Origin of the sequence: Couchioplanes caeruleus, assembly GCF_023499255.1 — a bacterium.
Taxonomy (GTDB): domain Bacteria; phylum Actinomycetota; class Actinomycetes; order Mycobacteriales; family Micromonosporaceae; genus Actinoplanes; species Actinoplanes caeruleus_A.
On record NZ_CP092183.1, the window covers coordinates 2,281,712 to 2,308,444 of the forward strand.

The following is a 26,733-nucleotide window of genomic DNA, read 5'->3' on the forward strand; positions in this document are numbered from 1 at the left end:
CCGTCGACATCTTGCGGCGACTGCCGACCTCGCCACGTTGAAAAAAGTTCAATGACGACGATGATCGCGGTCAGCGGGGCCACCGGCCGGCTGGGCCGCCGGGTCGCGGCCCGCCTCGATCGGCCCCAGCGCCTCCTCGTCCGCGACCCCGCCCGGGCGCCCCAGGTCCCCGGCGCGGAGGTGGCCCGCGCCGAGTACGCGGACTTCGCCGCCGTCCGCGCCGCGCTCGAGGGCGTCACGACGGCGCTCATGGTGTCGGCGTCCGAGACGCCCGACCGGGCCGAGCGGCACCGCACCTTCGTCGACGCCGCCGCGGCCGCCGGCGTACGCCACGTCGTCTACACCTCGTTCGTCGGCGCGGCCCCCGACGCCACCTTCACGCTCGCCCGCGACCACTGGGCGACCGAGGAGCACATCCGTGCCTCGGGGCTCGGCTTCACGTTCCTGCGGGACAACCTCTACGCCGACTTCGTGCCGCTGATGGTGGGCGACGACGGCGTGATCCGCGGTCCCGGCGGTGCGGGCCGGGCGGCGGTGGTCGCCCAGGACGACATCGCCGACGCGATCGTCGCGGTGCTGCGCGACCCGGCAGCGCACGCCGGGCGGACGTACGACCTCACCGGGCCGCAGGCGCTCACGTTCGCCGAGATGGCCGAGGTGGTCGGCGCCCGCTTCCACCACGAGACGCTCGAGGAGGCGTACGCGTCCCGCGCCCGCTACGGCGCGCCGGGCTGGCAGGTCGACGCGTGGGTGAGCACGTACACGGCGGTGGCGGCGGGCGAGATGTCCACCGTGGACCCCGCGATCGAGCAGCTCACCGGTCGGCCGGCCCGGACACTCGCGGAAGTGGTCGGTTAGGGTCGGCCCATGATGCACGGGGGCATGGTGCTGCTCAAGCGCGGCAACGAGGTCGTGATCGGGCAGGAGTCGCCGCTTCGCTACCAGCTGGCCTCGGTGAGCAAGCAGTTCACCGCCACCGCCGTGCTCCTGCTCGCCCAGGACGGCCTGCTGCACCTCGACGACCCGCTCGACCGGTGGATCCCCGGGTGGCCCGGCGTCACACTGCACCACCTGCTCAACCACACCTCCGGCATCGGCCACTGGCGCGACTACCCGATGATCGACCTGGGCGCGCGGATGGAGCCCGGCGAGCTGCTCGAGACGTTCCGCTCGGTGCCGCCGCTGTTCGCCCCCGGGGCGCGGTGGGCGTACAGCAGCCCCGCATACGTGCTCGCCGCGCACGTCGTGGAGCGGGTCGCCGGCACGCCGTACCGGGAATTCCTGGACCGCCGGATCTTCGTGCCGGCCGGGCTGGCCGGCACCTTCGCCGGGTCGCCGGGCGACCGGCCCGACATCGCCCCCGGGCACGACGCGCAGGGCGCCCCGATGCCGTCCTGGGACCTGGACGTCGTCGGGATGGGCGCCGGCGACGTCTGGTCGACGACCACCGACATGATCCACTGGATGGACCTGCTGCGCGCCGGTGCCCTGCTGGGCGAGCCGTGGCGCACGCTGATGCTCACCGAGCGGGCCGTCGCCGATCCGGCCGACGGGCGTTCGCACGGCTACGGATACGGCTGGTTCGTCGGCGCGTACGACGGCGAGCCGTGGTTCCACCACGACGGCCAGAACGCGGGCTACAAGACGTTCGCGGCGTGCCTGCCCGAGTCCGACCGGCGCCTCGTCGTGCTCGTCAACACCGACGCCATGGAGGCCTCCTCGCTGCGCCATCTGTGGCAGACGCTGCTCTAGGCAGGGCCGTCTCGGCGCTCCACTGAGCCAGCAGCCGCAGCGCGGTGTGCGCGGGCGTGCCGCTCGCAGCCGTGTAGACGAACAGGGTCTGGTCGGCGTCGTCCGGCAGGGTCAGTGCCTGGTAGGTGAGCGTCAGATCGCCGACGACGGGGTGGTGATAGCGCTTGGTGCCGTTGCTGCGCGCGAGCACCCGGTGGTCGGCCCACCAGCGCCGGAAGTCCTCGTCCCGCACCGACAGCTCGCCGACCAGGGCGCCGAGGGCCGGGTCGTCCGGGTGCCGGCCGGCATCGAGACGCAGCGTGGCGACCGTGTCGGCGGCGACGGCGGCCCAGTCGGGGTGCAGGTCGCGGGCGGCGGCGTCGAGGAACACGAAGCGGGCGTAGTTGCGCTCGCGGGCCGGCAGCGCGACGAAGTCGCCGACGAGGGCGCGGGCGGTCCGGTTGATCGTCAGCACGTCCAGGCGCCGGCCGAGCACCAGCGCCGGGCTGAACGCCTCGTCCAGGGTCTCCAGCAGCTGGTAGGTGGCCGGCTTCGAGACGGTGGTCGTGGCGCGGGTGAGCCCGTTCCAGCTGATCTCCACGAGCCGGTCGGTGCACGGGCACCCGTCGGGCACCGCCCGTGAGGTCGAGGAGACCCTCGCGTTCGCCGCGCTGACCGGCATCCGGCCGATCACGCAGACCCGGCCGCTGGCCGAGGCCGGCGCCGCGTACGACCAGATGCTCGCCGGCGAGGCGCGCTACCGGGTGGTGCTCACGCCCTGAGAGGGCCGGCCGAGGTCCACGGTCTCGCCGGTGGTGGCGCTCATCCGGGCCGCGTCGAGCACGTCCATGGCGCGTACCGAGTCCCACGGGTCGACCGGCAGCGGGCCCTTGCCGCGGACCGCCGCCGCGAAAGCCGGGTAGAAGCTGTCCCAGCGGCCGCGCTCGCTGCGTACGGGGGCGCCCGTCTTGCCGCGGTAGAGGCGTCCCCAGGCGTGCTCGGGCTCCACACCCCAGCGCTCACCGAGGGCGGCCGGCGACCGTCCCGCCTTCAGCATCGCCTCCTGGCCGTCGATGCCGTCGACGATGTACGTGCCCGTGGTGCCGCTGACCCGGAACCGCGGGCCGGGCGCCGCCTGCCGGATGCTGCCCCACAGGTGCGACTCGACGCCGCCGGCGTGGTGCAGCGCCACGAAGACGTCGCTGTCCAGTTCGCCGTCGGTACGCATCTCCGCGTACACCCGGGAGACCGGGCCGAACAGCACGTGCGCCTGGTCGACGAGGTGGGCGCCGAAGTCCAGCAGCGTGCCGCCGCCCGCCGCCTTGGGCTGGCGGTCCGGGTCCCAGCGTTCGAACCGGGACTCGAAGCGGCGCACCTCGCCGAGCGCGCCCTCGTCGATCAGCCGCCGTACGGTCAGGAAGTCGGCGTCGTAGCGGCGGTTCTGGTACACGGTCAGCGCGACGCCCGCCTCCTCGGCCAGCGTGACCACCTCCCGGGCGGCCTCCGCGTCGAGGGCGAACGGCTTGTCCACCACCACGGCCAGGCCCAGTCCGATCGCCTCCCGGGCCAGATCGGCGTGCGTGGCGGCCGGCGTGGAGATGACGACCGCCTCGGCGCCGGCCGCCGCCAGGTCCGCGATCGAGTCGTACGCCGGCACGTCCGGATGCCCCTTCGCCAGCTCCGCGCGGCGCTCGGGGGAGCGGGTGACCACCCCCGTGAAATCGACGTCCCCGGCCGCCGCGAGCAGGGGAGCGTGGAAGATGCGCCCGCCCGAGCCGTACCCTGCCAGACCGATCCGTGTTGCCGTCATGTTTCGGATCTTACAAACCACGGTCGGCAGCGGTAGGGGGCGGCGGCTGTGACCACGTAAGGTGAACGGCTCGTGTCGGAAGGTTGACGAGCGCCCACAGCCGCGGGATCAGCAAGCCACCATTGCGCCATGGAACCCGCACAGCTCGACCGCACCCCGTTCGCGGATCTCGACCGGATGCCGCCCGACATGCTCGCGCTGATCGTCGGCGCGCTCGAGGCGATGTCCCGCCACCCCGAGATCCAGCGGGTCCGGCACACCGCCTGGCAGGCCCTGCGCCCCGCGCCCGGCCAGCGGCTGCTGGACGCCGGATGCGGCGCGGGCGACGTGGCCCGCGAGCTCGCCGCGGCGGTCGCCCCCGACGGCGAGGTCGTGGCGCTCGACTACTCCACCGCGACGCTCGCGGCTGCCCGGGAACGCCACACCGGCGGCAACATCCGGTACGTCACCGGCGACGTGGCGGCCCTCGACTTCGACGACGAGACCTTCGACGGTGTCTGGTGCGAACGCGTCCTGCAGCACGTCGACGACGCGGACGCCGCGATCGGCGAGCTCGTCCGGGTGACCCGTGACGGCGGCCGGATCTGCCTGCTCGACACCGACTGGTCGTCGCTGGCCTTCGACGGCGTCGACGGCGCCCTGGCCGGCACGGTGATCGGCCATATGCACGGCCGGCTCACCCCGAAACAGCTCGACATGGGCCGCACCCTGCGCCGCCGGCTCCTCGACCGCGGCCTGCACGACGTCTCGGCGACCCCGGTCACCTGCTTCTTCGGCGACCCCGCCTCGGCCGCCGTGGTGCTGCCGATGGTCAACCCGCAGGTGCCGGAGGAGACCTGGATGACCCCGCCCGGCCTGCGCGACGAATGGCTGGGCCAGGTCGGCACGGCGGGCGACCGCGGCGACTTCCTCGCCGTCCTCACCATCTGGGTGGCGTCCGCCACCGTCTGGCGTCCTGCTGTGCATTGACCATGGCGGGCCGACGGGTCGCTGCGGCGGTGGACTCCCTGCAGCGTTATTGGCGCGACATCGCGGTCGGGAGCCGGTACGCGCACCTGCGGTCGTACACCGCGGTGGAGCTACGGCGCCGCCCTGGCCGGTCCTGTCTAGGGCGCCTGGCGGAAGAACTGCCGCCGCTTCTCGTCGCGCAGGACGAAGCCGAGCCGGGCGAGCTCCTGCCGGAGCTGTCGGGCGTCGTCGGTGTCGCGGCCGGTGAGGGCCTTCTGCCGGGCGGTCAGCAGCGCCTCGGCCTCGGCGGGCACGTCCGGCAGGCCGGGCACCCAGCGCCGATAGGAGGTCGCGTACGGGTCCTGCGCGGTCCAGGCAGGACCGAAGAGCTCCGCGAGCCGCCGTCCCCCGACGAGCAGCGGTTCGCGGGCCAGCTCGCGTCCGGTCCGGCCCAGCAGCACGAGGTCGTCGCGTTCGCGGTAGGCCACGGCGACGTCGGCGCGCGGCACGGTCCGGCGTACGCCGGGGTGGATCAGCACCACGTCGGTGCCGGTGATGCGTACGGTCAGCGACTCCTTGTCCACCAGCCAGGCGAGGGCCAGCCCGAGGAGCGTGCCTGCCGCGACGGTGACGACGGTCGACGCCGGCTCGGGCAGGCCGGCGGCGAACCGGAGCGGGCCGCGCATCGGCGTGAACGGGATGCGCAGGATCCATCCGGGCAGCTCGTGCACCACCCAGCCGAGCCCGCCGCCGATCGCCGCCAGGCCCAGCCACACCGCCACCCGCAGCCCCACCGGGGTCGCCACCGTCCGCTCGTCGATCACCGTCCGAGCATCGCGGTGGCGGCCCCGGCGGCGATACGGCCGAGGGTCGCGGGCGGCGCGACCAAAGTCGATACCGGGTGTCAGAGGAGGATCTGCGCCACCCCGGGGACGGTGATCGAGCCGGCGACGGCACCGGGCACGCCGCCGGTGACCGGCAGCCACGTGACGGTGCCCGAGCGCTGGTTGGCCACGTACAGCCGCCGGCCGGAGGCGTCGAGGGCGAGGTGCCGGGGCCAGACGCCGCCGCAGGCGGGCGCCGCGACCCGCTTCAGCTTCGCGCCGTCGCGGCCGATGGTGAAGACCCCCACGGTGTCGGTGCCGCGGTTGCTGACGTACACGTGGGTGCCGTCGGGGGAGACCGCGATCTCACCCGGGTAGTTGCGCACGCCGGTGGCGGGGGCGGCCGCGACGACCTGGCCCGGGGTCAGCTTGCCGTCGGCCCACGCGCACACGGTGATCGTCGAGTCGAGCTCGCCGGCCACGTACGCGAAGCCGCCGCCGGGGTGGAAGGCGAGGTGCCGCGGGCCGCTGCCGGGTGCCAGCGCGGTCCGGCCCACCTCGCTCAGTACGCCCGCCTGCGCGTCCAGCGTGTACGTGAACACCGTGTCGCGTCCCAGGTCGACCGCCAGCACGTACGCGCCGAGCGGATCGACGACGACCTGGTGGGCGTGCGACTGCTGGTCCTCGGTGCCCTGGCGGCGCATGTCCGTGGCCGCGCCGACGGTGCCGTCCGCGCGGATCGGGTGGGTGACGACCGCGCCGCCGCCGTAGAGCGAGACAAACAGGAAGCTGCCGCTGGGGTGGACCGCGACGTGCGCGGGCCCGGCGCCGGTGGGCACGGTGTTGAGCACGGCCAGGTCCGGCGTGAGCGCGCTGACCGTGCCGTCGTCCCGCTCGCTGACCGCGTAGAGGATGCTGCCGGCGGGGCTCGGGGCCAGCCACGACGGGTCCGGAAGCGCCGCCGTGGCGGCGTCCACGGTGAGCGCGCCGGTCGCCGGGTCGAGGTGGCCGCGGGCGAGCCCGGGGCCACCCGCCGAGGTGTACGACCCGAGGTGGAAACGGGCCGGTGGCGCCTCGTCGTCGGCGACGGCCGGTAGTGCGGTGACCGCGCCGGCCCCGGCGGCGGCGGTGACCGCGGTGACGCCGCCCAGCTTGAGCAGCCCACGGCGAGAGATCGTGGTTCCATCCATGGTGCTCAATGTAGACGACCGAAATGTACGGTGTCGCGCGGGTCAGGGTACGACGATCATCGCGTCCAGGAGGCGGTCCATCGAGATGCTGGCGAAGCCCACGCGGACGTCGCTGGCGCCGTACGGGAGCCAGAACCGCCCGTCGTGCACGAGCCCGCCGCAGGAGTAGACCACGTTGGGCACGTACCCCTCGCGCTCCTCCTCGTCGGGCTCCAGCAGGCCGTGCGGCAGGTCGGCGAGCACCCGCTCGGGGTGTTCGAGGTCGAGCAGCATCGCGCCGATCGCGTACCGGCGCATCGGGCCGACCCCGTGGGTGAGCACGAGCCAGCCGGCCTCGGTCTCCACCGGGGAGCCGCAGTTGCCCACCTGGATCAGGTCCCAGCCGCGGTGCGGCACGAGCAGCGGTACGGCCTCCTGCCACCGGTTGTTCTCGTCGCGCTCGCTGAGCCCCAGGGTCTCGCCGTCCGAGCGGCACAGCGCCAGGCACCGGCCGTTCACGGGCCGCGGGAACAGGGCCATGCCCTTGTTGCGTGCCGCCGGGCCGCGCAGCGCCGTCACCTCGAAGTGCCGCAGGTCGCGGGTGTGCAGCATGCGGCCGGCGATGTGCCGTCCGTCGTACGCGGTGTAGGTCGCCTGGTACGCGGTCCGCCCGTCTGCCTCGACGACCTGCACGAACCGGGCGTCCTCCATGCCGTTGCTCTCGGCCGGCGAGGCGGGCCACAGCACCCGCTGGTGCAGCGGCACGGCGGCGGGGAAGGTCACGGCGTAGTCCGCGGCCACGATCTCCCGCAGCACCGCCAGCGTCTCGCCGGTCGTGGGCCGGGCCAGCAGCTCGCCCGGCATGTGGCCGAGGACGTCCTCGAACTCCTCATCGGAGTAGCGCTCCGGCAGCGAGGCCAGCGTGGCGGCGGACAGCTCGTTGTCGACCTCCAGCTCGGCGAGACCGGCGGCGAGCGCGTCACGGTAGTGCCGGGCCCCGGTGCGTTCGCCGATCATCAGCGGCCCGTCGCGGTCCTCGAGCCGGATGGTATCGCCCGGGCCGAGCACCGCCGAGCAGAAGCCGATCGACGAGATGTGGCCCTCGCCGATCTGCCGCAGGCTGATCGCCACCCGCAGCTCGCCGGCCTCCAGGCCGCTCTGGTCCGGGTGCGCCACCATCGACGGGTTGCACAGCGCCGCGGCCTCGACCGAGAACTCGTGGCTGAAGTACGCGCCGATCAGCGACCGCGCGTTCGCCGACAGCTCCAGGTCGGGCGGCACCCGGTGCGACACCAGCTCGTAGTGGTGGTGGAAGACGCCGAGCAGGTCGTGGTGGCGGCCGGCGAACCGGCTCAGCACCTCGTCGAGCAGCCGGGCGATCTCGTCCTCGTCGAGCTGCAGGATGCGCTCGATGAGGCTGGACGCGCGGTTCTGCACCAGCTGCGCGTCCTCGCCGGGCACGAACAACTTGATCACCACGCGCCGCCCGTCCGGCTGCATCGTCAGCGGGTGGCGTACGGCGAGGGAGGAGGTGGACCGGGCTTGCGGGTCGAGAGTTGCGGTCACGCTAGGCCGCCTGACGGTCGGGTCGCGCTCCGGCCTGCCAACGCGCGGGCGTGCTGCAACGTGGAGAGGAGCGCGAGAGTGGATTCGGCACCTTGGTTCAGATTAGGGCCATCCGGCGTCAATCCGTCATAACCTCCACCCGTCAGGGGGTCGTACATGACGGATCCGGTGTCGTTGTCGCCCAGGAACCAGGCGATCGACCGCAGCAGCGGCGCCTCCCAGGCGTCGTCGCCGGTGACCGCCGCGGCGGTGGCGCAGGCGTCGGCGGTCGCGGCCACCTCGATCGGCTGCTGGTCGAAGCGGTGCCGCTCGGTCCCGGGCCGCCAGCCGCCCACCGGCACCACCGACAGGTGCCCGTCGTGCCCCTGCATCCGGCACAGCCACCCCAGCATCCGCAACCCGTCGGCCAGCAGCGGCTCGTCGCCGAGCAGGTCGCCGGCCTGGATGAGGACCTCGGGCAGGGCCGGGTTGGCGTACGTCAGCTCGCGCTCGGGCCACACCCACTGCGGGTCGCCGCCGGGCAGCCCGATCACCGTCGCCGCGTCCGCGAGCAGTTGCGCCGCCTCGCCGGCCCGCGGGTCGGCGCGCAGCACCTCGGCGGCGCCCAGCCCGGCGAACGCCATCGCCCGCGGCCACGGCGAACGCTGCCGCGCCACGATCGAGAACGCCGCCCGGGCCTCCTTGCGGATCCACCCGACGGTGCTGCGGCCGGCGGCCGTGCCGAGCCCCCACACGGCACGGCCCCACCAGTCCCCGGTGCTCGGCTCGTCCAGCCAGCGGCGGTCGTACGCCAGCCGGTTGCGTACCCGGCCGTCGGGCGCCGTTGCGTGGGTGAGGAACGCCAGGTACCGCTCGGCCAGCCCGACGACCAGCGCGGTCGGCTGCGGTTCCCGGGCGGCGACGAGCAGCCCGCGGGCCACGTCGTCGACGCAGTAGCCGTGCTCCCGGCGTACGATCGCGTTGCGGGCGTGCTCGAGCAGGCCGGTGTCGTCGGAGAGCCGGGCGATGTGCGACCAGTTCGGTTCCGGCGCGTCGAGCATGGACAGCGGGGGCGGCACCAGCCGCAGGGTCACGCTCACGCCGGGACGGAGGTGGCTACGGGCGTACGGCCGGCGACGAGCCGCTGCGCGAGGTTGTGGTAGCGGGAGGCCACCGCCGGCCAGCGCAGCGTGGGTCCGCCGGTGAGCCCGGCGAGCCGGGTGGCCGTGCGGGGCCGTTGCAGCAGGTGCCGGATCGCCGTGGCCATGGCCTGCGGGTCCTGGTGGGGCACGAGCAGGCCGGGCCCGTCGGCCAGCAGCTCGACGGCGTGCGGGAACTCGGTGGCGACCACGGGCACGCCGGCGCCGACCGCCTCGATGAGCACGCCCGAGGTGACCTGCTCGGTGGAGTCGTACGGCAGCACCACCACGTCGGCCGAGCGGATCAGCCGGCTCAGCGCGGCCTGGTCGAGGTAGACGTCCTCCCACCGGACCTGGTTCTCGATGCCGAGCTCGGCGGCCAGCTTCTGCAGGGATTCCCGGTAGACGTCGCCGTGCTGCTCGAGCACCTTGGGATGGGTCCGGCCGGCCACCGTGTACGCGGGCAGCGGGTCCAGGTCCTCGAGCTCGGCCAGCGCCCGCAGCGCCCACTCGATGCCCTTGCCGGGGCCCAGCAGCCCCCAGGTCAGCAGGTGCGGCACGTCCCCGGTCTCGCGCGGCGCGCTGGAGTGGCTGCCCGCCCCGTGCGGGATGACGGTCACCTTGCGGGGGTCGACCCGGTAGCCGGAGGTCAGCCGCTTGCGGGCGGTATCGGTCATGGTGACCACCGCGTCGGCCGTGGCGGCGATGCGTTCCAGCACCGAGCGCTGGGTCGGCGACGGCGTGCTGAGCACGGTGTGCAGCACCACGATGGTCGGCACCTTCAGCGCGCGCAGCAGCGGCAGCACCTCGTCGCCGTCGACGCCGGGGTAGATGCCGTACTCGTGCTGGACGATCGCGACGTCGAAGCGGTTGAGCGCGGTGGCGGCGGCGGTCCAGCCGCCGGGCGCGTCGGTGTGCCACGTGTGCACCACCCGCGGCGCCGTGTGGTCGACCTCCAGGCCGCCGCCGGCCGCGTCCGCGGAGAGCAGCCGGACCACCCCGCTGCCGGGTGCGCCCCCGGTGAGGTGCGCGGCGAGGGCCGCATTGAAAGTGGCCAAACCGCATTGGGTCGGGGGATAGGTGCTGAGAAAGCCGTACGTGGCAGGCATGACAGGCCTTTCTGCTCAGGCGGCTGCCTCCCCGCAGCGCGGACCGGCGCGCGCGGACGCGGAGCGTGTGCGCACGCTTCAGCTATTCTGCGGCGAATCCGGAAGAATGCCGCAATTCGGTAATGGGACATTAACAAGGAAGCTGATTTCAGCCGAGCAGTTCGCGGTAAATCCCCAGGTAGTCCTCGACCATGCGGTCCGCGCCGAAGCGGCTGCGGGCCCGGGCCCGGCACGCCGCCCGGTCGAGCCGGCCGATCCCCTCGACCGCGGCCACGGCCTGCTCGACGCCGTCGACGAGGCGGCCGGTGACGCCCTCGTCGACCACCTCCGGCATCGAGCCCTTCCGGTACGCGACCACGGGCGTCCCGCAGATCATCGACTCCACGACCGACAGCCCGAACGGCTCCGCGAACCGGATCGGGTGCAGCAGCGCCGCGCTGCCGCCCAGGACGCGCGCGCGATCCCCGGGCCCGACGGAGCCGAGATAGGTGACGCGGTCCCCGTCGATGTGCGGCTCGACCCGCTCGCGGAAGTACGCCTCGTCCTGCACGATCCCGCACAGGGTCAGCCGCCGGCCGGCCCGCCGGGCGATCTCGATCGCCGCGTGCGTGCCCTTGTCCGGGTGGATGCGCCCGAAGCAGACCAGGTCCTCGCCGCCGGCGGCGGAGAACGGCAGGTCCTCGACGTCCACGCCGTGGTAGACGGTCGCGACGTAGTCCAGGTCCGGGCACCGGTCGGCGTCCGAGATCGACACGAACGCCGAGCGGGCCCGCCGGTACGCCGGCAGGATGGTCGCCCCCGAGAACCCGTGCACCGTGGTCAGCATGGGTGCCCGGCAGTGGCCCGAGAACGCGAGCGGGAGCCAGTCGAGGTGGTTGTGGACGAGGTCGAACTCCCCGGAGCGCTCCAGCGCGTACGCGACGTGCAGCGCCTCCCACACCCGGCCGTCGATCTCCGGGTCCTCCTCGTAGCCGCGGGCGACGACGCCGTCCAGGGTGGCCTTGGTGACCGAGTCGAGCGTGGCGAACAGCGTCACGTCCACGCCCCGCGCGGTCAGCCCCTCGGCGAGCAGGCTGGTGATCAGCTCCCACGGGCCGTAGTGGACGGGCGGCGTACGCCAAGCGACCGGTCCGAGCAGCGCCACCTTCATGATCCTCAGTATGGGTCGTTACCCGTGTTTCGTCCGGGGTTCGCGTGTTAAAGAGGGACCATGGAGAACCCCTGGTGGCATCGGGCCGTCGTCTATCAGATCTATCCGCGCAGCTTCGCCGACGCCGACGGGGACGGCATGGGCGACCTGCGGGGCATCATCGACCACCTCGACCACATCGCGGGCCTCGGCGCGGACGTGATCTGGCTGTCGCCGATCTACCGGTCCCCGCAGGACGACAACGGCTACGACATCAGCGACTACCGGGACGTCGACCCGGCCTTCGGCACGCTCGCCGACTTCGACGAGCTGCTCGCCGGCGTCCACGAGCGGGGCATGAAGCTCGTGATGGACCTGGTCGTGAACCACTCCTCCGACGAGCACCCCTGGTTCGCCGAGAGCCGGTCCGGCACGGACAGCGCGAAGCGCGACTGGTACTGGTGGCGGCCGGCCCGCGACGGCATGGAGCCGGGCACCCCGGGCGCGGAGCCGAACAACTGGGGCTCGGTCTTCGGCGGGTCCGCGTGGGAGTACGACCCCGGCACGCGCGAGTACTACCTGCACCTGTTCAGCCGCAAGCAGCCCGACCTGAACTGGGAGAACCCCGAGGTCCGTGAGGCCGTGTACGCGATGATGAACTGGTGGCTCGACCGGGGCGTGGACGGCTTCCGGATGGACGTCATCAACTTCATCTCCAAGGACCCGGCGTTGCCCGACGGCGCGGTACGGGCCGGCTCTCCGTACGGTGACGGCGGCCCGCACTTCATCGACGGGCCGCGTACGCACGAGTTCCTGCACGAGATGCACGAGCGCGTCTTCGCCGGGCGGGACAAGATGCTGACCGTCGGCGAGATGCCCGGCGTCACGGTGGCGGAGGCCGTCCGCTACACCGATCCGGCGCGGGGCGAGGTCGACATGGTCTTCGCGTTCGAGCACGTCGACGTCGACCGCGGCCCCGATCCGTGGACGCTCTACCCGCTGCAGCTCACCAAGCTCAAGGGGATCTTCGCGCGCTGGCAGGCGGGTCTGGCGGAGGTCGGCTGGAACAGCCTCTACTGGAACAACCACGACCAGCCGCGGGTGGTCTCCCGCTTCGGCGACGACTCGCCGCAGTGGCGGGAGCGCTCGGCCAAGATGCTCGGCGCCGTGCTGCACCTGCACCGCGGGACGCCGTACGTCTATCAGGGCGAGGAGCTGGGCATGACCAACGCCCCGTTCGCGTCCATCGCCGACTTCCGTGACATCGAGGCGCTCGGGCACTACGCCCAGGCCGTCGAGCACGAGGGGCGCTCGCCCGAGGACGTGCTGACCGTGCTGCGCGCCCGGGGGCGGGACAACGCGCGTACGCCGATGCAGTGGGACGCCTCGCCGCACGCGGGCTTCACCACCGGCACGCCCTGGCTGGCGGTGAACCCCAACCACACGGAGATCAACGCCGACGCGGCGGCGAAGGACCCGGACAGCGTGTACCACTTCTACCGCCGGCTGATCGAGCTGCGGCACGACGACCCGGTCGTGGTGTACGGCGACTTCACCATGCTGCTGCCCGACGACGAGCGCCTCTACGCCTTCACCCGCCGCCACGGCGACGCCGAGCTGCTGGTGATCGGGAACTTCTCCGGTGAGCCGGCGCGGGCGGAGATCGACGACGCCGGGGCGTGGTCGTCGGCGGAACTGGTGCTGACGAACGCCCCGGCGCCGGCCGGTCTCGAGCTGGAGCCGTGGCAGGTGGTGGTCTACCGCCGCACGCTCACGCGGTGATGGTGTCCCACGAGTAGGCGAGCAGGGCGAACGCGGCGCCGAGCAGCGCCAGCGAGACGCCCCGCGTCCCGATCGGCAGCGCGGCCAGCACGAGCAGGATGACGGCGACGATGTAGAAGAACGCCTGGATCGACATGGGAGAGCCTCGAATCTGTGGGGGATGTGGCGGCGCCGCATGTACCCCTGAATCGAGATCTTTCAAACCACCGGCAGCGTGAGGGCGGACGGATGGGCCGGGCCGTGGTGCACGGTCGTCGTCGTGGCGACCAGGCGCGTGGCGGTGGCCAGGGGCTCACCCGTGCCGTAGTTGCGGGCGAAGCGGGGATGCGCGCCGCCGCTGACCTGCAGCCGGATCCGGTGGCCGGCGGCGAAGCGGTGCCCGGCCGCGCCGAGGGGGATGTGCACGACGTCCTCGTCGGCGTGGTCGGGCGTGAGCCGCGTGAAGCCGTCGCACACGTTCACCGAGCGGCCCTGCGGGTCCACGTCGCACAGGCGCACGAACAGGTCGAAGTGGCCGGTGCTGCCCGCCGCGTACAGGTCGGCTGTGGGCGTACCCATGATCTCCAGGGCCTCGGGCAACGACCCGGTGGTGAAGGTCCGCACGTCCGGGCGCGCCTCCAGGCGCCGGTTGTCGCGCGCGCCGGCCGTGCGCGACTGCAGCTGCCCGGCGAACGACGGCGTCGGGTCGCGCGGGTCGTAGCGGAAGCTGGTCGCGCCGGCGGCGAGCTCCCCGAGGCCGCCGCCGGGGCGCAGATGGAACCGGGCCGGGGTGCTGGGCGGCGGCCATTCCGGCAGCTCCCGCCACTCGCCCCCGATGTGGACCCGCACCTTCCTGGACCGCTCGCCCCGGCCGAGAAGGTGCACCCGCAGGTGGTCCAGCGCGTCGGCCGTCACCTCGGCCCGGCCCCGGTCGAACATGGACGTATGGGTCCAGGGGCCGATCATCAGCGTGGGTTCCCGGCCGGCGCGGCGCAGCCGGGCGTACTGCCGCAGGGTCTGGCCGAGCGCCAGGTCGTGCCAGCCGGTGACCAGGCTGACGGGCGCGGTCATCCGGTCCGCCGCCGGCCCGGCGTCGGCGCCGGCCCAGATCAGATCGTCCGGGTACGGGTGGCTCACCCAGTCCTCGAACTCCTGCCGCCGCCCGCCGAGCGCGCGCCGGTAGGAAGCGAGCAGCGGCACCCCGCGGACGGCGTGCCGCAGGTGCCGGGCCAGCCGCAGGAGCGCGCGCAGGTACGCCCCCTGCCCGCCCGCCTGGTGGAAGAACGCCGTCCCGCTGATCAGGGCCAGTTCGAGCCGGAACGTGCAGTGCCCGTCGGGGTGCATGGCGTCGTAGAAGTCGTGCGCCGGCCCCTGCATGACCGCGGCGCGCCACTCCGGCGGCGGGTCCAGCCCGAGCGCCCACTGCACGTAGCTCAGGTAGCTGGGGCCGATCGTCGCGAACGCGCCCGGGAACCACTCCTGCTTGCGCATCCACTCGACGGTCGCCTGCCCGTCGGCGGCCTCGTTGCGCCACAGGTGGAACCGGCCGCCGGACCCGCCCGTGCCGCGGGTGCTCTGGATCAGCACCCGGAACCCCTGTCCGGCGAAGGCCGTGCCGAACAGCGAGTTCCACGGGAAGCCGCGGCCGTACGCGCTGCGCACCAGCAGCACGGGGCATTCCGCGTCGGTGACCGGTGCGTAGTGGTCGGTGACGAGCACAGTCCCGTCGGCGGCGGGCACCTCGAGGCCGGGCTCCCACTCGACGTCGTAGGGAGCGGACGCCCGGGTGCGCCGGCGCATCGTCCGCAGGAAAAATGGCAGTCGCTCCATCACCGCGCCCCTTTCCCGTACGTTGTACTGAAAATAGCATCCCGGAGGTGCCCGTGCCCAGAGGCCGCCCGCCCGCGCGTACCCGGCCACAGGTCGTCGCGGCCGCGATCGCCGTGGCCGACGCGGAGGGTCTGGAGGCGCTGACCATGCGCCGGCTGGCCGCCGAGCTGGGGGCCGGGCCGATGTCGCTGTACACGTACGTGCGCGACAAGGAGGAGCTGGTCGACCTGATGGTCGACCAGGTCAGCGAGTTCGACCCGGCGCTGGGCGAGCCGGACCTGCTCGGCCTGCTCGGCTGGCAACGCGACCTGATGCTGCGGCACCCCTGGCTGCCCTCCACCCTGCCCGACCGCCGCCTCGGCGGACCGAACCTGCTGGGCTACCTGGAACGCGGCCTGACCGCGCTGGAGCCGACGGGCCTGCCGGGCGCGGCGAAGATGGAGATCCTCGCGCTGCTGACCGGCTTCGTCGCCGGCTACGTGACCAACGAACTCGCCCGGGCCCGCGCCGGGGTGACCGACGCCGAACGGGTGCAGGAGCACGTCACCGCGCTGCGGGAGGCGGTGGCCGGCGGCGCGTACCCCCGGCTCGCCGCGGTGCTCGCCGAGGGCGGACCGGTGACCCCGCCGGCCTTCGAGGACGTCGCCCGGCGCATGATCGCGGGCCTCGTCGGGTAGCCCTGGGGCATGAGCAGCCACGTCGCGTACCGGCACAGTCCCTCGCACCGCTCCTGGTGGGGGCTCGTCCCGTTCGGGCTCGCGGTCGCCGCGGCGGCGCTGATCGGCGGCCTCGGCGTGGCCGGCACGGCCGGCGAGTACCAGAGCCTCGACCGCCCGTCGTGGGCGCCGCCGTCGTGGCTGTTCGGCCCGGTGTGGACCATCCTGTACGCGATGATCGCGGTGGCCGGCTGGCTGGTCTGGCGCCGGGCCGGCTGGACCACGGCGCTCACCGTCTACGCGGTCCAGCTCGTGCTCAACGCGGTCTGGACGCCCATCTTCTTCGGCTTCGGCCGGTACGGACTCGCGCTGCTGGACATCGCGGTGCTGTGGGTGCTGATCGGGGCCACCGTGCTGCTGTTCCGCCCGGTGTCGCGCGCCGCCGCGTGGCTGCTGGTGCCGTACTGGGCGTGGGTCACCTACGCGATGGCGCTCAACGCGGCGATCTGGCACGCCAACTGACCCCCGATTCATGCGCGCCATCCTCGGCGCCCCATGCTGAGAGCCCGCTGAGGCTCCTACCGCGCTGCGGTGGCGGTCTTGGCGAGGAACCGGCCGAGGTGCGGGTCGAACCGGGCCGGATCGGCGGCCGCGAGTTCCGCCCGCGTCCACCAGCGGACCGCGGCGAACTCGCCCTCGTCCGCCCTCAACGGTTCGTCGCGGCCGACGGTGGCCACGTACCAGAGGCTGACGTCGGTGTGGCCGGCGTCCACGCCGACCGTCCGCGTCACCGTGAGGAAGACCGGCTCGGAGGCGGCGCCGGTCACGCCGAGCTCCTCGAGGAGCTCGCGGCGGGCCGTCGCGGCGGGGTCCTCGCCCGGTTCGACGTGCCCGCCCGGCGGCAGCCAGAGCCGCGCGTTGCGGTGGTCGACCAGCAGCACATCGCCGGTGCCCGGATCGACCGGGACCACGTACGACACCAGGTGACGCGGGGGAGTGGCCGGCTTGACCCGGCGGCGGACGTCGTCCGTGCCGGCCAGCCAGGCCAGGGTGTCCGCCCGGTGCGCCGCCTCGAGCTCGTCGTACGGCCGCAGGGCGGACACCAGGTCGTGCAGCGCGGGAATCATCCGGCGATGATGCCTCAGCCGGCGTCCCGGACGGTGCAGCCGCCCTCGGTGACTGCGAAGAAGGCGGCCGGGGCGAGGCAGCGCCCGGTCCGTTGTGGACCGGCTGAGGAACCCCGTGGATCTGTCGCAGGTCTCGCGTCCGGCCGGCGTGGTCAGGAACGCAGGCAGATGTCGAACGGGTGGCCCTCCGGGTCGAGCAGCACCCGCCAGCGCTCCGGCTGCGGCTGCTCGCCCGGCTTGGTTGCGCCCAGGGCGAGCGCCTCCTGCTCGGCCTCGTCCAGGTCGTCGACGTAGAAGTCGAGGTGGTAGCGCTTCGGTGCGGTCTCCTGCGGCCAGCCGGGGCCCGAGTAGCCGGGCACCTGGCCGAAGCCGATGCTGGTCGAGCCGTCGCCGATCATGGCGTACTCGGCCTGGCTGTGCTGGACGTCCCAGCCGAGGACGCCGGAGTAGAAGGCCGCCTGCGCCGCCGGGTCGGTGGCATCCAGGTTGATCATGGCCAGAGAGGCGAATCCGGGCATTGTGCTGCCTTTCCGTGTGGGTACGCCACCATCCTCGCGCCAGAAGCTGACACCTTCTGTCAGGTACGCGTGGCCGGGAACGCCACCTCGACGACGAGCCCGCCACGGGGACGCGGCCGTGCGGTGAGTGTCGCCTCGTGGGCCCGGGCGATCGCGCGCACAATCGACAAGCCCAGGCCGTGATGCCCGGCGTCGGCCGTACGGTGCAGCCGCTGGAACGGCTCGAACAGCCGGTCCACCTCGCCGACCGGGATGATCTCGCCGTCGTTGGCCACCGAGAGCACCACGCCCCCGGCATCGCGTCGGACCCCGACCTCGACCGTGCCGCCGGGGGTGTTGTGGTGGATCGCGTTGTCGCAGAGGTTGACCAGCAAGCGGCCCAGCAGCATCTGGTCACCCGGCACCCGGGCCGGCCGCAGCGAGGTCTGCAGGCGCAGCCCGTACCGCTCGACCTCGGGAGCGCGCTCCCGCAGCGTCAGCTCCGCCAGGGCGGCGAGGTCGACCACCTCGTCGGCGACCGGGCCGTGCTCGCTGGTGGCCAGGGTCAGCAGCGACTCCAGCAGGTGGCCGCGCTGGTCGCTGATGGCCAGGAGCCGCTCGAAGTTCGAGCGGAACGACTCTAGCCCGGCGTCCGGGTCGATCAGCGGTTCCTCCAGCAGCGCCCGTTCGACGGTCAGGGGCGTACGCATCTCGTGCGCGGCGTTGGCGACGAACCGCTTGTGCGCGTCGAGCGCGTCCGCCAGGCGGGCGAGGAGCCCGTCGACGGTGTCGGCGAGGTCCTTCAGTTCGGTGCGGGGCCCGGGCAGGGCCAGCCGCTCGTGCACGTTGCGATCGGAGATGCGGCGCAGCCGCCCGGTCATGGTCAGCACCGGGCGCAGCACGCGACCGGCGATGAACCAGCCCAGCAGCAGCGACAGCACGGCCATGATGGCCAGCGCGATCAAGGGCTCCACCAGCCGTTCGGCCGTCGGGCCGCCGCCGGGCAGCGGTGCCACGGGCGGCGGGGGAAGAGGCGGCCGCCCGCCGGGCGGCACGGGCAGCCGCGGCACCGGTGGCGGAGCCGGTGGCGCACCGCGATCGAGGCCGCGGGCCAGGGCCCACATGATGATCAGCAGAACCGTGCTCGACGCCACCGAGACCAGGCAGTAGAGCACCGTGAGCCGGAGCCGCAGGGGATGCTGCCGCAGTCGCATGGTCAGATCCGGTATCCGGCCCGTGGCACGGTCTCGATGACCGGCGGCTCACCGAGCTTGGCCCGCAACCGGTTCACCGTGGCCTTCACCGTGGTGGTGAACGGGTCCGCGGCCTCGTCCCAGACACGGTCGAGCAGTTCCTCCGCCGACACCACCCGGCTGCCGCAGCCCATCAGGTACTCCAGGACGGCGAACTCCTTGGGGCTCAGCGGGAGGCGCGCCCCGGCCCGGGTCGCGGTCCGCTGTGCCGGATCGAGGCGGAGATCGCCGTGGACCAGGACGGGCGGTGTCGCAGGCTGTGAGCGCCGGGCCACCGCGCGGATCCGCGCGACCAGTTCGGCATACGCGAACGGCTTGGCCAGGTAGTCGTCGGCGCCCAGGCCGAGCCCTTCCACCCGGTGCGCGACGGTGCCCGAGGCGGTCAGCATGAGCACCCGGCTCGGTGACCCGCGGCCGACCAGCTCGCGGCACACGTCGTCGCCGTGCACCACGGGCAGGTCCCGGTCGAGGACGACGACGTCGTACTCCACCACGGTCGCCCGCTCGAGCGCCGCTCCGCCGTCGTACGCGACGTCGACAGCCATGCCCTCGCGCCGCAGCACCCGGGCCACGGAGTCGGCGAGGTCCGGCTGGTCCTCGACCACGAGTACGCGCATCACACCCCCTCTTCCCGGCCTGAGGCTAGCGGCCGGCCCGTCACAGCGCGGTCACAGCGACGCGGACGGTGCTGTGACCGCCCGTTGTCTACAACGTTCTCCGACAGCACATGCCCACGACGTCAGGAGGACATGATGACGCCGGCCATCCGTACCGAGGCCCTGACCAAACGCTATCGGCGCCGCCCGGCGCTGGACGACTGCACGATCGCGGTTCCCGCCGGACGCGTCGCCGGGCTGGTCGGTCCCAACGGTGCCGGCAAGTCGACGCTCCTCGGGCTGGTCTGCGGGATGATCGCGCCGACCGGCGGGAGCATCGAGGTGCTCGGTCACCGGCCGGCCGCCGACGCCGGTCAGCTGTCCCGGGTCGGGTTCGTCGCGCAGGACGCACCGGTCTACGGGGGGCTGACCGTGGCCGAACACCTGCGGCTCGGCGCCCGGCTGAACCCGGGATGGGACGCCGGCCTCGCCGAGCGGCGGATCCGGTTGCAAGGGCTCGATCCAGGGCAGAAGGCCGGCTCGCTCTCCGGTGGCGAGCGTGCCCAGCTGGCTCTCACGGTGGCCGCCGCGAAGCGGGCCGATCTGCTCGTGCTCGACGAGCCGGTGGCGGCTCTGGACCCGCTCGCCCGGCGCGGGTTCCTGCGGGACCTGCTCGACGTCGTCGACGAGCTCGGCGTCAGCGTCGTGCTCTCCTCGCACCTGCTCGGCGACCTGGAGCAGGTGTGCGATCACCTGATCGTCCTGGCCGGCGGACGCGTGCAGATCTCCGGCGACGTCGCCGACCTGCTCGCGGCCCACCACCGGATCGCGGGCGGCCTGGAGGACCGGCCGGCCGGGGCCGAGCTGATCCACGCCGAGCGGACCCCGGGCGCCCTCTCCATGATCGTCCGATCACCCGGGCCGGTCCCCGGCGGCGAGGCGGTCGGCCTCGAGGATCTGACCCTCGCCTACCTGACCCGGGCCACCACCGCCGGCCCAGCCGTACCCGTGACGGGAGCGTTCCGATGATCTGGCTGACCTGGCGGCAGTTCCGCGTGCAGGCCCTGACGGCGGCCGCCGCGCTGACCCTGCTGGCGCTCTACCTCATCCACCTGGGCGGTGAGATCCGCACCTTCTACGACACGAGAATCGCCGGCTGCGTGGCCGGCTCCTGTCTCACCGCGCGGCGGGACCTCTACGACAGCTACAGCGACACGGTCATCATCGTCGGGGCTCTCCTCGTCGCCGTACCCGCGCTGATCGGCATCTTCTGGGGCGCGCCGCTGGTGACCCGCGAGCTGGAGGCGCGCACCGACCGGCTGGTCTGGAGCCAGAGCGTCACCCGGACCCGGTGGCTGGCGGTCAAGCTGAGCGTCATCGGTGGATGCAGTGCCCTGGTGACCGGCCTGTCCGCCCTCCTCCTGACGTGGAGCGCCAGCCGGTACGACGAGGTGATCGGCGACCGGTTCGCCGCGCTGAGCTTCGACTCACGGAACGTCGTCCCGATCGGCTACGGACTGTTCGCCTTCGTCCTGGGCGCCGTCGTGGGCGTGCTCGTCCGGCGCACGCTGCCGGCCATGGCGATCACCCTGGTGGCCTTCACGGCGCTGCAACTGCTTATCCCGACGGTCGTCCGTCAGCACCTCGTCGCCCCGGTCACCGAGACCATCACCGCCGACGCCTCGGTGCTGAACGCCGGCGTCGGCCTCAGCCTGGGCGACGACGACACGTTCCGGATCCGGGGCTACACCGTCCCGGGCGGGTGGGCCCTGGAGGATTCGTCCCCGCTGCTCAACCCGGACGGCTCGGCGTACACCGGCAAGGATGCAAGACCGTGCCTCCAACTCGGCGACCCGGAGGCGAGCATGGCCTGCACCGCGGCGCAGAACCTGCGCTTCGAGCACACCTACCAGCCGGCGAGCCGCTACTGGGCCTTCCAGTGGATCGAATTCACGGGGTACGTCGTGCTGTCCGTCCTTGTGGCCGGCTTCGGCCTCTTCCGGCTCCGCCGCCGCATCTAGCGGCTCTGCGACGCCAGCCAGGCCGCCACCTGGGCGCGGGAGGTGAAGCCCAGCTTGCTCAGGATGTTCTCGACGTGGCCCTCCGCCGTACGCTGCGCCACCACCAGCCGGGCCGCGATCTCCCGGTTGGTCAGGCCCTCCGCGACCAGCGCCGCCACCTCGCGTTCGCGCGGCGTCAGGCCGAGCTCGCCCAGCCGGGCCGGGGCCGCCGGGGGCGGCGCGGGGCGGGGTCCGGGAACCCGTTCGAGCGCCAGCGCCACGGCCTCGGCCCGGCTCAGCTCGGCGCCGCGGGCGAACGCGGCGTCGAAGGCCCGGTCGCCGAGGCGTTCCCGGAGCTGGGCGACGCACTCGTCGTGGAAGTCGTGCAGGGCGTGGAACGACGACAGCGACGCGTGCATCGCCCGCCACATCCGGTCCGAGGCGCCGAGGAGCTGCGCCGCGCGCTGGTCGCGGTGCTCGGCGGCCGCCACCCAGCCCAGCGACTCCAGCGACAGCCCCACCCCGAACTGCTCGTCCTCGACGATCCTGCCGACCTCGAGGCTCTCCTTGGCGGCCTGCGCCGCGCCCGTGTTGTCGCCGGCCCGCCAGCGCAGCACGCTCAGCGCCCACATCGCGAACGAGCGCCACCACACCTCACCGGTCGCCGCTGCCAGGTCGCGGCACGCGATGAGGTCGGCGTACCCGGCGGTGGGCGAGGCCGAGGAGAGGCCGCGGACCAGCCCGAGCACGGCCAGGCACCACATCTCGCCGCTGCGGACCTCCAGCGACCGGAAGCGGGCGTACGCCTCCTCGAACAGCGGCAGCGCGCCCGCGTGGTCGCCGCCGAACATGGCGATGTTGCCCTCGACCACCGCCAGGAACGCCAGCTCCACCGACGGCGGCAGTTCGGCGGCGAGCCGCTTGGCGTCATCGAGCAGGGCGGCGGCCCGCGCCCGGTCGCCCTGCACGCAGGCGATCCACGCGGCGACGCGCAGCGCCCGTACCCGGGTCCAGTGCCGCGGCGGCGGCATCGCCAGCGCCCGATCCAGCCAGTGCCGCCCCTCGGAGAGGAAACCCCGGACGAACCAGTGGTTCTGCAGGTCCGCGGCGAAGCGCAGGGCCGTCTCGGGCGGCCCGGTGGTCACCGCGTGCTCCAGCGCGACGCGCAGGTTGGCCTGCTCGTGGCGCAGCCGCATCATCAGCGCCGCCTGCTCCGGGCCGACCCAGTGGCCGTCGCCGTAGCGGGCCAGCTCGGCGAAGAACTCGCCGTGCCGGCGGGCCACCTCGGCCTGCTCGCCGGCCTCGGCCAGGCGGGCGGCGCCGTACTCGCGGACCACCTCGAGCATCTTGTAGCGCGCCCGGGGACCGTCGCCGACCCGGGAGATCACGGACTGGTCGACCAGCGACGCGATCAGGTCGAGAATGGACTCCGGCGCCAGCGGTGCGAACGCGCACACCTGCTCGGCGGCGTCCAGCTCGAACCCGCCGGAGAAGACCGACAGCCGCGACCACAGCCGGCGCTCCTGATCGCCGCACAGATCCCAGCTCCAGTCGATCAGCGCGCGCAGGGTCTGCTGCCGGGCCGGGGCGTTGCGCGGCCCGGTGGTCAGCAGCCGGTAGCGGTCCGTCAGCCGCTCCAGGATCTGGTCCAGCGTCAGCACCCGCAACCGGGCCACCGCGAGCTCGATGGCCAGCGGTACGCCCTCCAGCGCCTGGCACAGCGCGGTGACCGTGGTGCAGTTGGCGTCGGTCACCTCGAAGCCGGGCAGGACCGCGGTGGCGCGCTCGACCAGCAGGCTCGCCGCCTCGTATCGGGCCAGGTCGCCGGGGGTGCACTCGAGGTCGGCCTCGGGCACCGACAGCGGCTGCACGGTCAGCGTCGCCTCACCGGCGATCCGCAGTGCCTGCCGGCTCGTCACCAGGATGCGCAGCTCCGGGCAGGTGCGCAGCAGGGTCTCGGCGAGATCCGCGCAGGCCGCCACGAGGTGCTCGCAGTTGTCGAGGATCAGCAGCACCTGCCGGTCGGCCAGGAACGTCGCCAGCCCCGGCGCGTCCGGGCTCACCGCTTCCTCGCGTACGCCCAGAGCCTCGGCGACGGTGACCGCGACCAGGTCCGGGTCCCGCAGCTCGGCCAGCTCGACGAGCCACACACCGTCGGCGAACGCCCGGCGCATCTCCAGCCCGACCCGCTGGGCGAGGCGGGTCTTGCCCACCCCGCCGGCGCCGGTCAGCGTGACCAGGCGGTTGGTGGAGAGCATCCGCCGTACGCCGGTCATCTCGTGGCGCCTGCCCACGAAGCTGGTGACCTCGGCGGGCAGGTTCCCGACGGAACCGCGCGCGCCTGTGGCGGTGCTCATACGAGCACGTTAGTGCGTGCGTCCCCCGATCGCGGCGTGCCGGATGCCCGGGGACGCCCCCGCGCGGCCCGCGAGGGCAAGCCCCGCGTCCACCCGGGCCGGTACGGCGCGGCCGTCGGGCAGCAGCCCGCCGCTGTCGTCGAAGCTCACCACACCGTTGCAGAGCAGGCTCCAGCCCTGCTCAGGGTGGGTGGCCACCACGCGGGCGGCCTCCCGGTCGGTGTCGGCCGCACCCGGACAGGGCGGCACGTGTCTGCACTGCATCTGACTTCCTCCCGGCGCCAAGAGTTCGTCGCGACACGCCGGACGGACACGGGAGAACTACCCGGGTGATACCCGTATCCCGGATCGTGGGTACTTTCCCCGGTGCCGCGGCCGGGCCGGTGGATCACGATGGGACACCTCGATCACCGACCAGGAAGGGGCACCCATGGGCCGCCACGCGGCCGACCGGCCGGGCAGGCCGCCACTGCACGCCGACCTCTTCGCGCCCGCGCCGGGCACCGCCGCGGCGTACGCGGCGCGGGAGCGGGCCGCGGAGGCGTTCGACCGGCTCGTCGAGCCGCACCGCGACGCGCTGGAGGCGTACGTGCTGCGCCTGACCGACGGCGACCGGGCGGCGGCCGACAGCGTGCTCAAGGAGACCTTCTACCGCGCAGCACAGGATCCTGCCCGCTACCCCCCGCGGGCTTCCGCCGTCCGGCCGTGGCTCGTCCTCACGGCCCGTACGGTGCTGCGCGACGGCGAGCGCTCCGCTCCTGCAGGGCACGACGACCGCCCCGTCGCCGTGCCGGCGGAGCGCTCGCCGTCCCCCCTCGGCGAGACCACGGTCGTCGGGGCGATGAACGACCTCGCGGACGCGCATCGCGAGATCCTCGTGGAGCTGTTCTACCGGGGCGTCTCGCTGGAGGCGGCGGCCGCCGCCCGCGGGGTCCCGGTCGCGACGCTCAAGTCCCGCCTGTACTTCGCCATGCGGGCCCTGCGGGCCGTGCTCGATCAGCGGATCGAGCCCGGCCCGGACCCCCGTCACCGCAGGTAGACGAGCCCGTCCGAGATCACCCCGGGGCGGCCGGCGGTGCCCTCGACCTCGATCGTCACGGTGTGCTCGGCGCTGGCGCCCCACGAGCGGGTCCACACGGCGCGACGGTGGAGCGCGTCGGGCGAGCGCAGATCCACGATGCCGGCGGGCTCGCCGTCCACGGACACCCGTACCCGCCCGGAGACCGAGGTTCGGCTGACCGCCAGCGCCGCGGACCGGCCGGTGAACGTCCAGCTGAGCGCGGCGCCCGCCGAGGTGGCCCGGAGCGCCGAACCGCCCAGGTACGCCGGGCTGCCGACCGAGCGCCAGGTGCCCGTACGGTCCGCGGACGTCTCCGGCACCACGACCGCGGTGCGCGTGGCCGCCACCGAACGCGCGTTGCCCGCCCGGTCCGTGGCGCGCAGGCCGTACGTGGTCGCGACGCCGGGTTTCACCGAGCCGGCCCAGGTGGTGGCGGTGGTACCCACGTTCACGCTCGCCGGCCTGGTCAGCGTCACCGTCCGCAGGCCACCGGCGTCGCTCGCCGCCCAGCGCAGCCGTACGGGCACGATGCCGTTGAGCGAGCCCGGGCGCAACGAGACGCTGGGCCCGGCGGTGAACTCGGGCAGCGTCCGGTCGGCGTACACGGCGGTGTCGGTGACGGCGATGCGCCCGTTGAGCGCGACCGCGCGGACCCGGACGGTGTGCCGCCCGGGGCTGAGCTCCAGCAACTGCTGGCGTTGCCCGGCCGGCACGGACGCGGCGAGCTCGCCGTCGGCGTACACGTCGTAGCGGTTCATCAGCGCGCTCGCCGTGCCCACCTGCCAGAACGGCCGGATCGTGCCCCGGGTGAAGAAGGTGCGCCCCACCCGCGTGGCCCCGTTGATCTTCGTCACCGTGAGGCCGGCGGGGCCGGCGGCGGCCAGGCTGCGGATCGACCCGAGCTGCGCGTACAGCGTGTTGCCGGGGCACTCGGTCCGGCCGGTGTCGCGGTGCCCGGAGATGCGGTTGAGCATCGCCGTGCTGCCGCGGGCGTACCGGTCGCTGCCGCTGGAGGTCATCGCCACGCGGCCGGCGGGCGGGTTGCCGTACCCCCCGATCTTGTACGCCGCCACCTGCGCGATGACCGTGCGGACCCGGGCGGACACGCCGCGCGAGCCGTACGACCCCAGCACCGCGATCGCGGAGCTGTGCGAGTTGAAGCCGAGCGTGTGCGCGCCGAGCACGGGCCGGGTGATGCCACCCCGGCGCCCCTCGAACAGGGTGCCGCACTTGTCGACGAGGAAGTTGTAGCCGATGTCGTTCCAGTGCTTGCTCTTGACGTGGTACGCCTGGATGCTCCGCAGGATCGCCGGCGACTGCGAGCAGCTGTAGCTGTTCGTGCCGGCCGTGTGGTGCACGAACAGCACCTGCACGTCGCTGGTGTATTCCGGCGCGTTCTCCACCAGCTTCTCGTCGGCGCCCCACTGCGCGCGCGTCACCACGTCCGGAACCGGCCGCGGCGGCACGGTGACCTCCAGCGCGCGAGGGGCCGGGGCGGGCGCGGGCGTGCCGGGATCGATCAGGTCCACCCGCAGCCCGGCCGGCAGCGGCGTGGCGCGGCCCGGGCCGGCGGCGACCCGCGCCTCGACGGCGTCGGAGGGACCCACCCACAGCGGATCGGTGCTGCCGCGGACGCCGTGCCGGTCCACCGATCCCGGTTCGGCGGGATCGGCCCCGTCGGCCTCGAGGGTCTGCCACGGCGTCCAGGTGCCGTCGGCGCTCGAGCGGGTGCGTACCTGCACCGCGCCGGTCAGCGTCGCCGCCGGGTCGGTCCAGGTGACGCCGACCAGGCTGAACGGGGCGGTGGGGCGGGGCGCGACCGTACGGGCCGCCGCGGACCCGGCCCGCAGCGTGCCCGGCGCCGCGAAGCCCCGGCCGGTGGGTGACGAACCGGTGGCCGGCCCGAGGTCGATGGTCTGGAGGCTGGGCTCGGTGCCGGTGCGCGCGGCTTCGAGCAGGGAGGGCCGGTGCTGTCCGCTCCCCAGGATCACCGTCGCGCCACTCAGGGCGACTGCCGTGGTCATCGCCGTACTGATGACTCGCCTGTGCACGTGCTTCACGCGTTTCCCCCCGCGAAAGACTTGGAGCGGCGCAGATCAGGATGAAACGTACGCGTCCGGCGAGGGTCCCGTAGCCGTTTTGCACAGACACCGGACCGCATCACAGGGGATCGTTAATGCCCCCGGGCGCGG

27 protein-coding genes are annotated in these 26,733 nt (G+C 73.6%); 10 read left to right on the forward strand and 17 right to left on the reverse strand.

Features of this window, described 5'->3' with window-relative positions; translation table 11 throughout:
• The first annotated feature begins 51 nt into the window (after positions 1-51).
• Positions 52-858, forward strand: a complete 807-nt coding sequence (locus tag COUCH_RS10705; RefSeq protein ID WP_249611916.1) for an SDR family oxidoreductase — start codon at positions 52-54, stop codon at positions 856-858.
• A 57-nt stretch (positions 859-915) separates the two neighbouring features.
• On the forward strand, positions 916-1,752 hold the full coding sequence (locus tag COUCH_RS10710; protein WP_430640970.1) for a serine hydrolase domain-containing protein: 837 nt from the start codon (positions 916-918) through the stop codon (positions 1,750-1,752).
• Here the strand turns inward: COUCH_RS10710 and COUCH_RS10715 are convergent.
• A complete protein-coding gene (locus tag COUCH_RS10715) occupies positions 1,694-2,332 on the reverse strand; it encodes a transcriptional regulator (protein WP_249611917.1) in 639 nt (212 codons plus the stop codon). The genes COUCH_RS10710 and COUCH_RS10715 overlap by 59 nt on opposite strands.
• Between COUCH_RS10715 and COUCH_RS10720 the strand changes: the two genes are divergently transcribed.
• Positions 2,307-2,513, forward strand: coding sequence for a hypothetical protein (locus tag COUCH_RS10720; RefSeq protein ID WP_249611918.1), 207 nt, complete (start codon positions 2,307-2,309; stop codon positions 2,511-2,513). The two genes, COUCH_RS10715 and COUCH_RS10720, sit on opposite strands and share 26 nt — an antisense overlap.
• Here COUCH_RS10720 and COUCH_RS10725 read toward each other — a convergent pair.
• Positions 2,489-3,541 carry a Gfo/Idh/MocA family protein gene (locus COUCH_RS10725; protein ID WP_249611919.1) on the reverse strand — a complete coding sequence of 351 codons (1,053 nt, stop codon included), beginning with the start codon at positions 3,539-3,541 and terminating at the stop codon, positions 2,489-2,491. The genes COUCH_RS10720 and COUCH_RS10725 overlap by 25 nt on opposite strands.
• 129 nt (positions 3,542-3,670) lie before the next feature.
• Between COUCH_RS10725 and COUCH_RS10730 the strand changes: the two genes are divergently transcribed.
• The gene (locus tag COUCH_RS10730; protein WP_249611920.1) at positions 3,671-4,510 is read left to right on the forward strand and encodes a methyltransferase domain-containing protein; all 840 of its coding nucleotides are present in this window, start codon (positions 3,671-3,673) and stop codon (positions 4,508-4,510) included.
• 137 nt (positions 4,511-4,647) lie between these two features.
• On the opposite strand, the gene COUCH_RS10735 is transcribed toward COUCH_RS10730, so the two are convergent.
• The 6 genes from COUCH_RS10735 to COUCH_RS10760 form a co-directional block, all read right to left on the reverse strand.
• Complete coding sequence (locus COUCH_RS10735; protein WP_249611921.1) at positions 4,648-5,313, reverse strand: YqeB family protein; 666 nt, start codon at positions 5,311-5,313, stop codon at positions 4,648-4,650.
• A gap of 80 nt (positions 5,314-5,393) precedes the next feature.
• A complete protein-coding gene (locus COUCH_RS10740) occupies positions 5,394-6,503 on the reverse strand; it encodes a lactonase family protein (RefSeq protein ID WP_249611922.1) in 1,110 nt (369 codons plus the stop codon).
• Between the two features lie 42 nt (positions 6,504-6,545).
• On the reverse strand, positions 6,546-8,048 hold the full coding sequence (locus COUCH_RS10745) for a glycoside hydrolase family 130 protein (RefSeq protein WP_346015979.1): 1,503 nt from the start codon (positions 8,046-8,048) through the stop codon (positions 6,546-6,548).
• Positions 8,045-9,127, reverse strand: coding sequence for a glycosyltransferase (locus COUCH_RS10750; protein WP_249611923.1), 1,083 nt, complete (start codon positions 9,125-9,127; stop codon positions 8,045-8,047). Before COUCH_RS10750 ends, COUCH_RS10745 begins: the two co-directional genes overlap by 4 nt.
• Positions 9,124-10,275 carry a glycosyltransferase gene (locus COUCH_RS10755; RefSeq protein WP_249611924.1) on the reverse strand — a complete coding sequence of 384 codons (1,152 nt, stop codon included), beginning with the start codon at positions 10,273-10,275 and terminating at the stop codon, positions 9,124-9,126. Before COUCH_RS10755 ends, COUCH_RS10750 begins: the two co-directional genes overlap by 4 nt.
• A gap of 148 nt (positions 10,276-10,423) precedes the next feature.
• Entirely contained in the window at positions 10,424-11,425 is a 1,002-nt protein-coding gene (locus COUCH_RS10760; protein ID WP_249611925.1) for a glycosyltransferase family 4 protein, read from the reverse strand.
• A 60-nt stretch (positions 11,426-11,485) separates the two neighbouring features.
• Between COUCH_RS10760 and COUCH_RS10765 the strand changes: the two genes are divergently transcribed.
• Complete coding sequence (locus COUCH_RS10765; RefSeq protein ID WP_249611926.1) at positions 11,486-13,186, forward strand: glycoside hydrolase family 13 protein; 1,701 nt, start codon at positions 11,486-11,488, stop codon at positions 13,184-13,186.
• On the opposite strand, the gene COUCH_RS10770 is transcribed toward COUCH_RS10765, so the two are convergent.
• Together COUCH_RS10770 and COUCH_RS10775 are read right to left on the reverse strand one after the other, a co-directional pair.
• A complete protein-coding gene (locus tag COUCH_RS10770) occupies positions 13,176-13,322 on the reverse strand; it encodes a hypothetical protein (RefSeq protein WP_249611927.1) in 147 nt (48 codons plus the stop codon). The genes COUCH_RS10765 and COUCH_RS10770 overlap by 11 nt on opposite strands.
• Positions 13,323-13,384: 62 nt before the next feature.
• On the reverse strand, positions 13,385-14,965 hold the full coding sequence (locus COUCH_RS10775) for a CocE/NonD family hydrolase (RefSeq protein ID WP_249611928.1): 1,581 nt from the start codon (positions 14,963-14,965) through the stop codon (positions 13,385-13,387).
• A gap of 77 nt (positions 14,966-15,042) precedes the next feature.
• Between COUCH_RS10775 and COUCH_RS10780 the strand changes: the two genes are divergently transcribed.
• Together COUCH_RS10780 and COUCH_RS10785 are read left to right on the forward strand one after the other, a co-directional pair.
• Positions 15,043-15,672, forward strand: coding sequence for a TetR/AcrR family transcriptional regulator (locus COUCH_RS10780; protein ID WP_249611929.1), 630 nt, complete (start codon positions 15,043-15,045; stop codon positions 15,670-15,672).
• Between the two features lie 9 nt (positions 15,673-15,681).
• Complete coding sequence (locus tag COUCH_RS10785; protein WP_249611930.1) at positions 15,682-16,173, forward strand: TspO/MBR family protein; 492 nt, start codon at positions 15,682-15,684, stop codon at positions 16,171-16,173.
• Between the two features lie 56 nt (positions 16,174-16,229).
• On the opposite strand, the gene COUCH_RS10790 is transcribed toward COUCH_RS10785, so the two are convergent.
• From COUCH_RS10790 to COUCH_RS10805, 4 genes are all read right to left on the reverse strand, one after another.
• A complete protein-coding gene (locus COUCH_RS10790) occupies positions 16,230-16,778 on the reverse strand; it encodes an NUDIX domain-containing protein (RefSeq protein WP_249611931.1) in 549 nt (182 codons plus the stop codon).
• A gap of 152 nt (positions 16,779-16,930) precedes the next feature.
• Entirely contained in the window at positions 16,931-17,272 is a 342-nt protein-coding gene (locus tag COUCH_RS10795; RefSeq protein ID WP_249611932.1) for a VOC family protein, read from the reverse strand.
• Positions 17,273-17,355: 83 nt separating this feature from the next.
• Positions 17,356-18,489, reverse strand: a complete 1,134-nt coding sequence (locus COUCH_RS10800) for a sensor histidine kinase (protein ID WP_249611933.1) — start codon at positions 18,487-18,489, stop codon at positions 17,356-17,358.
• Positions 18,490-18,491: 2 nt separating this feature from the next.
• Positions 18,492-19,145: a response regulator transcription factor gene (locus COUCH_RS10805; RefSeq protein ID WP_249611934.1), complete on the reverse strand. Its 654-nt coding sequence runs from the start codon at positions 19,143-19,145 to the stop codon at positions 18,492-18,494.
• Between the two features lie 135 nt (positions 19,146-19,280).
• Here COUCH_RS10805 and COUCH_RS10810 point away from each other — a divergent pair, with 135 nt between their 5' ends.
• Positions 19,281-20,153 carry an ABC transporter ATP-binding protein gene (locus tag COUCH_RS10810; RefSeq protein ID WP_249611935.1) on the forward strand — a complete coding sequence of 291 codons (873 nt, stop codon included), beginning with the start codon at positions 19,281-19,283 and terminating at the stop codon, positions 20,151-20,153.
• Positions 20,150-21,145, forward strand: coding sequence for an ABC transporter permease subunit (locus COUCH_RS10815; RefSeq protein ID WP_249611936.1), 996 nt, complete (start codon positions 20,150-20,152; stop codon positions 21,143-21,145). The genes COUCH_RS10810 and COUCH_RS10815 overlap by 4 nt, the downstream gene beginning before the upstream one ends.
• On the opposite strand, the gene COUCH_RS38855 is transcribed toward COUCH_RS10815, so the two are convergent.
• A complete protein-coding gene (locus COUCH_RS38855; protein ID WP_275980093.1) occupies positions 21,142-23,481 on the reverse strand; it encodes an ATP-binding protein in 2,340 nt (779 codons plus the stop codon). The two genes, COUCH_RS10815 and COUCH_RS38855, sit on opposite strands and share 4 nt — an antisense overlap.
• Before the next feature lie 9 nt (positions 23,482-23,490).
• Positions 23,491-23,745, reverse strand: coding sequence for a DUF5999 family protein (locus tag COUCH_RS10825; protein ID WP_249611937.1), 255 nt, complete (start codon positions 23,743-23,745; stop codon positions 23,491-23,493).
• 166 nt (positions 23,746-23,911) lie between these two features.
• Here COUCH_RS10825 and COUCH_RS10830 point away from each other — a divergent pair, with 166 nt between their 5' ends.
• Positions 23,912-24,520, forward strand: coding sequence for a sigma factor-like helix-turn-helix DNA-binding protein (locus COUCH_RS10830; protein ID WP_249611938.1), 609 nt, complete (start codon positions 23,912-23,914; stop codon positions 24,518-24,520).
• Here the strand turns inward: COUCH_RS10830 and COUCH_RS10835 are convergent.
• Positions 24,508-26,565, reverse strand: a complete 2,058-nt coding sequence (locus COUCH_RS10835) for an N-acetylmuramoyl-L-alanine amidase (RefSeq protein ID WP_249611939.1) — start codon at positions 26,563-26,565, stop codon at positions 24,508-24,510. The two genes, COUCH_RS10830 and COUCH_RS10835, sit on opposite strands and share 13 nt — an antisense overlap.
• Positions 26,566-26,733 lie beyond the last annotated feature (168 nt).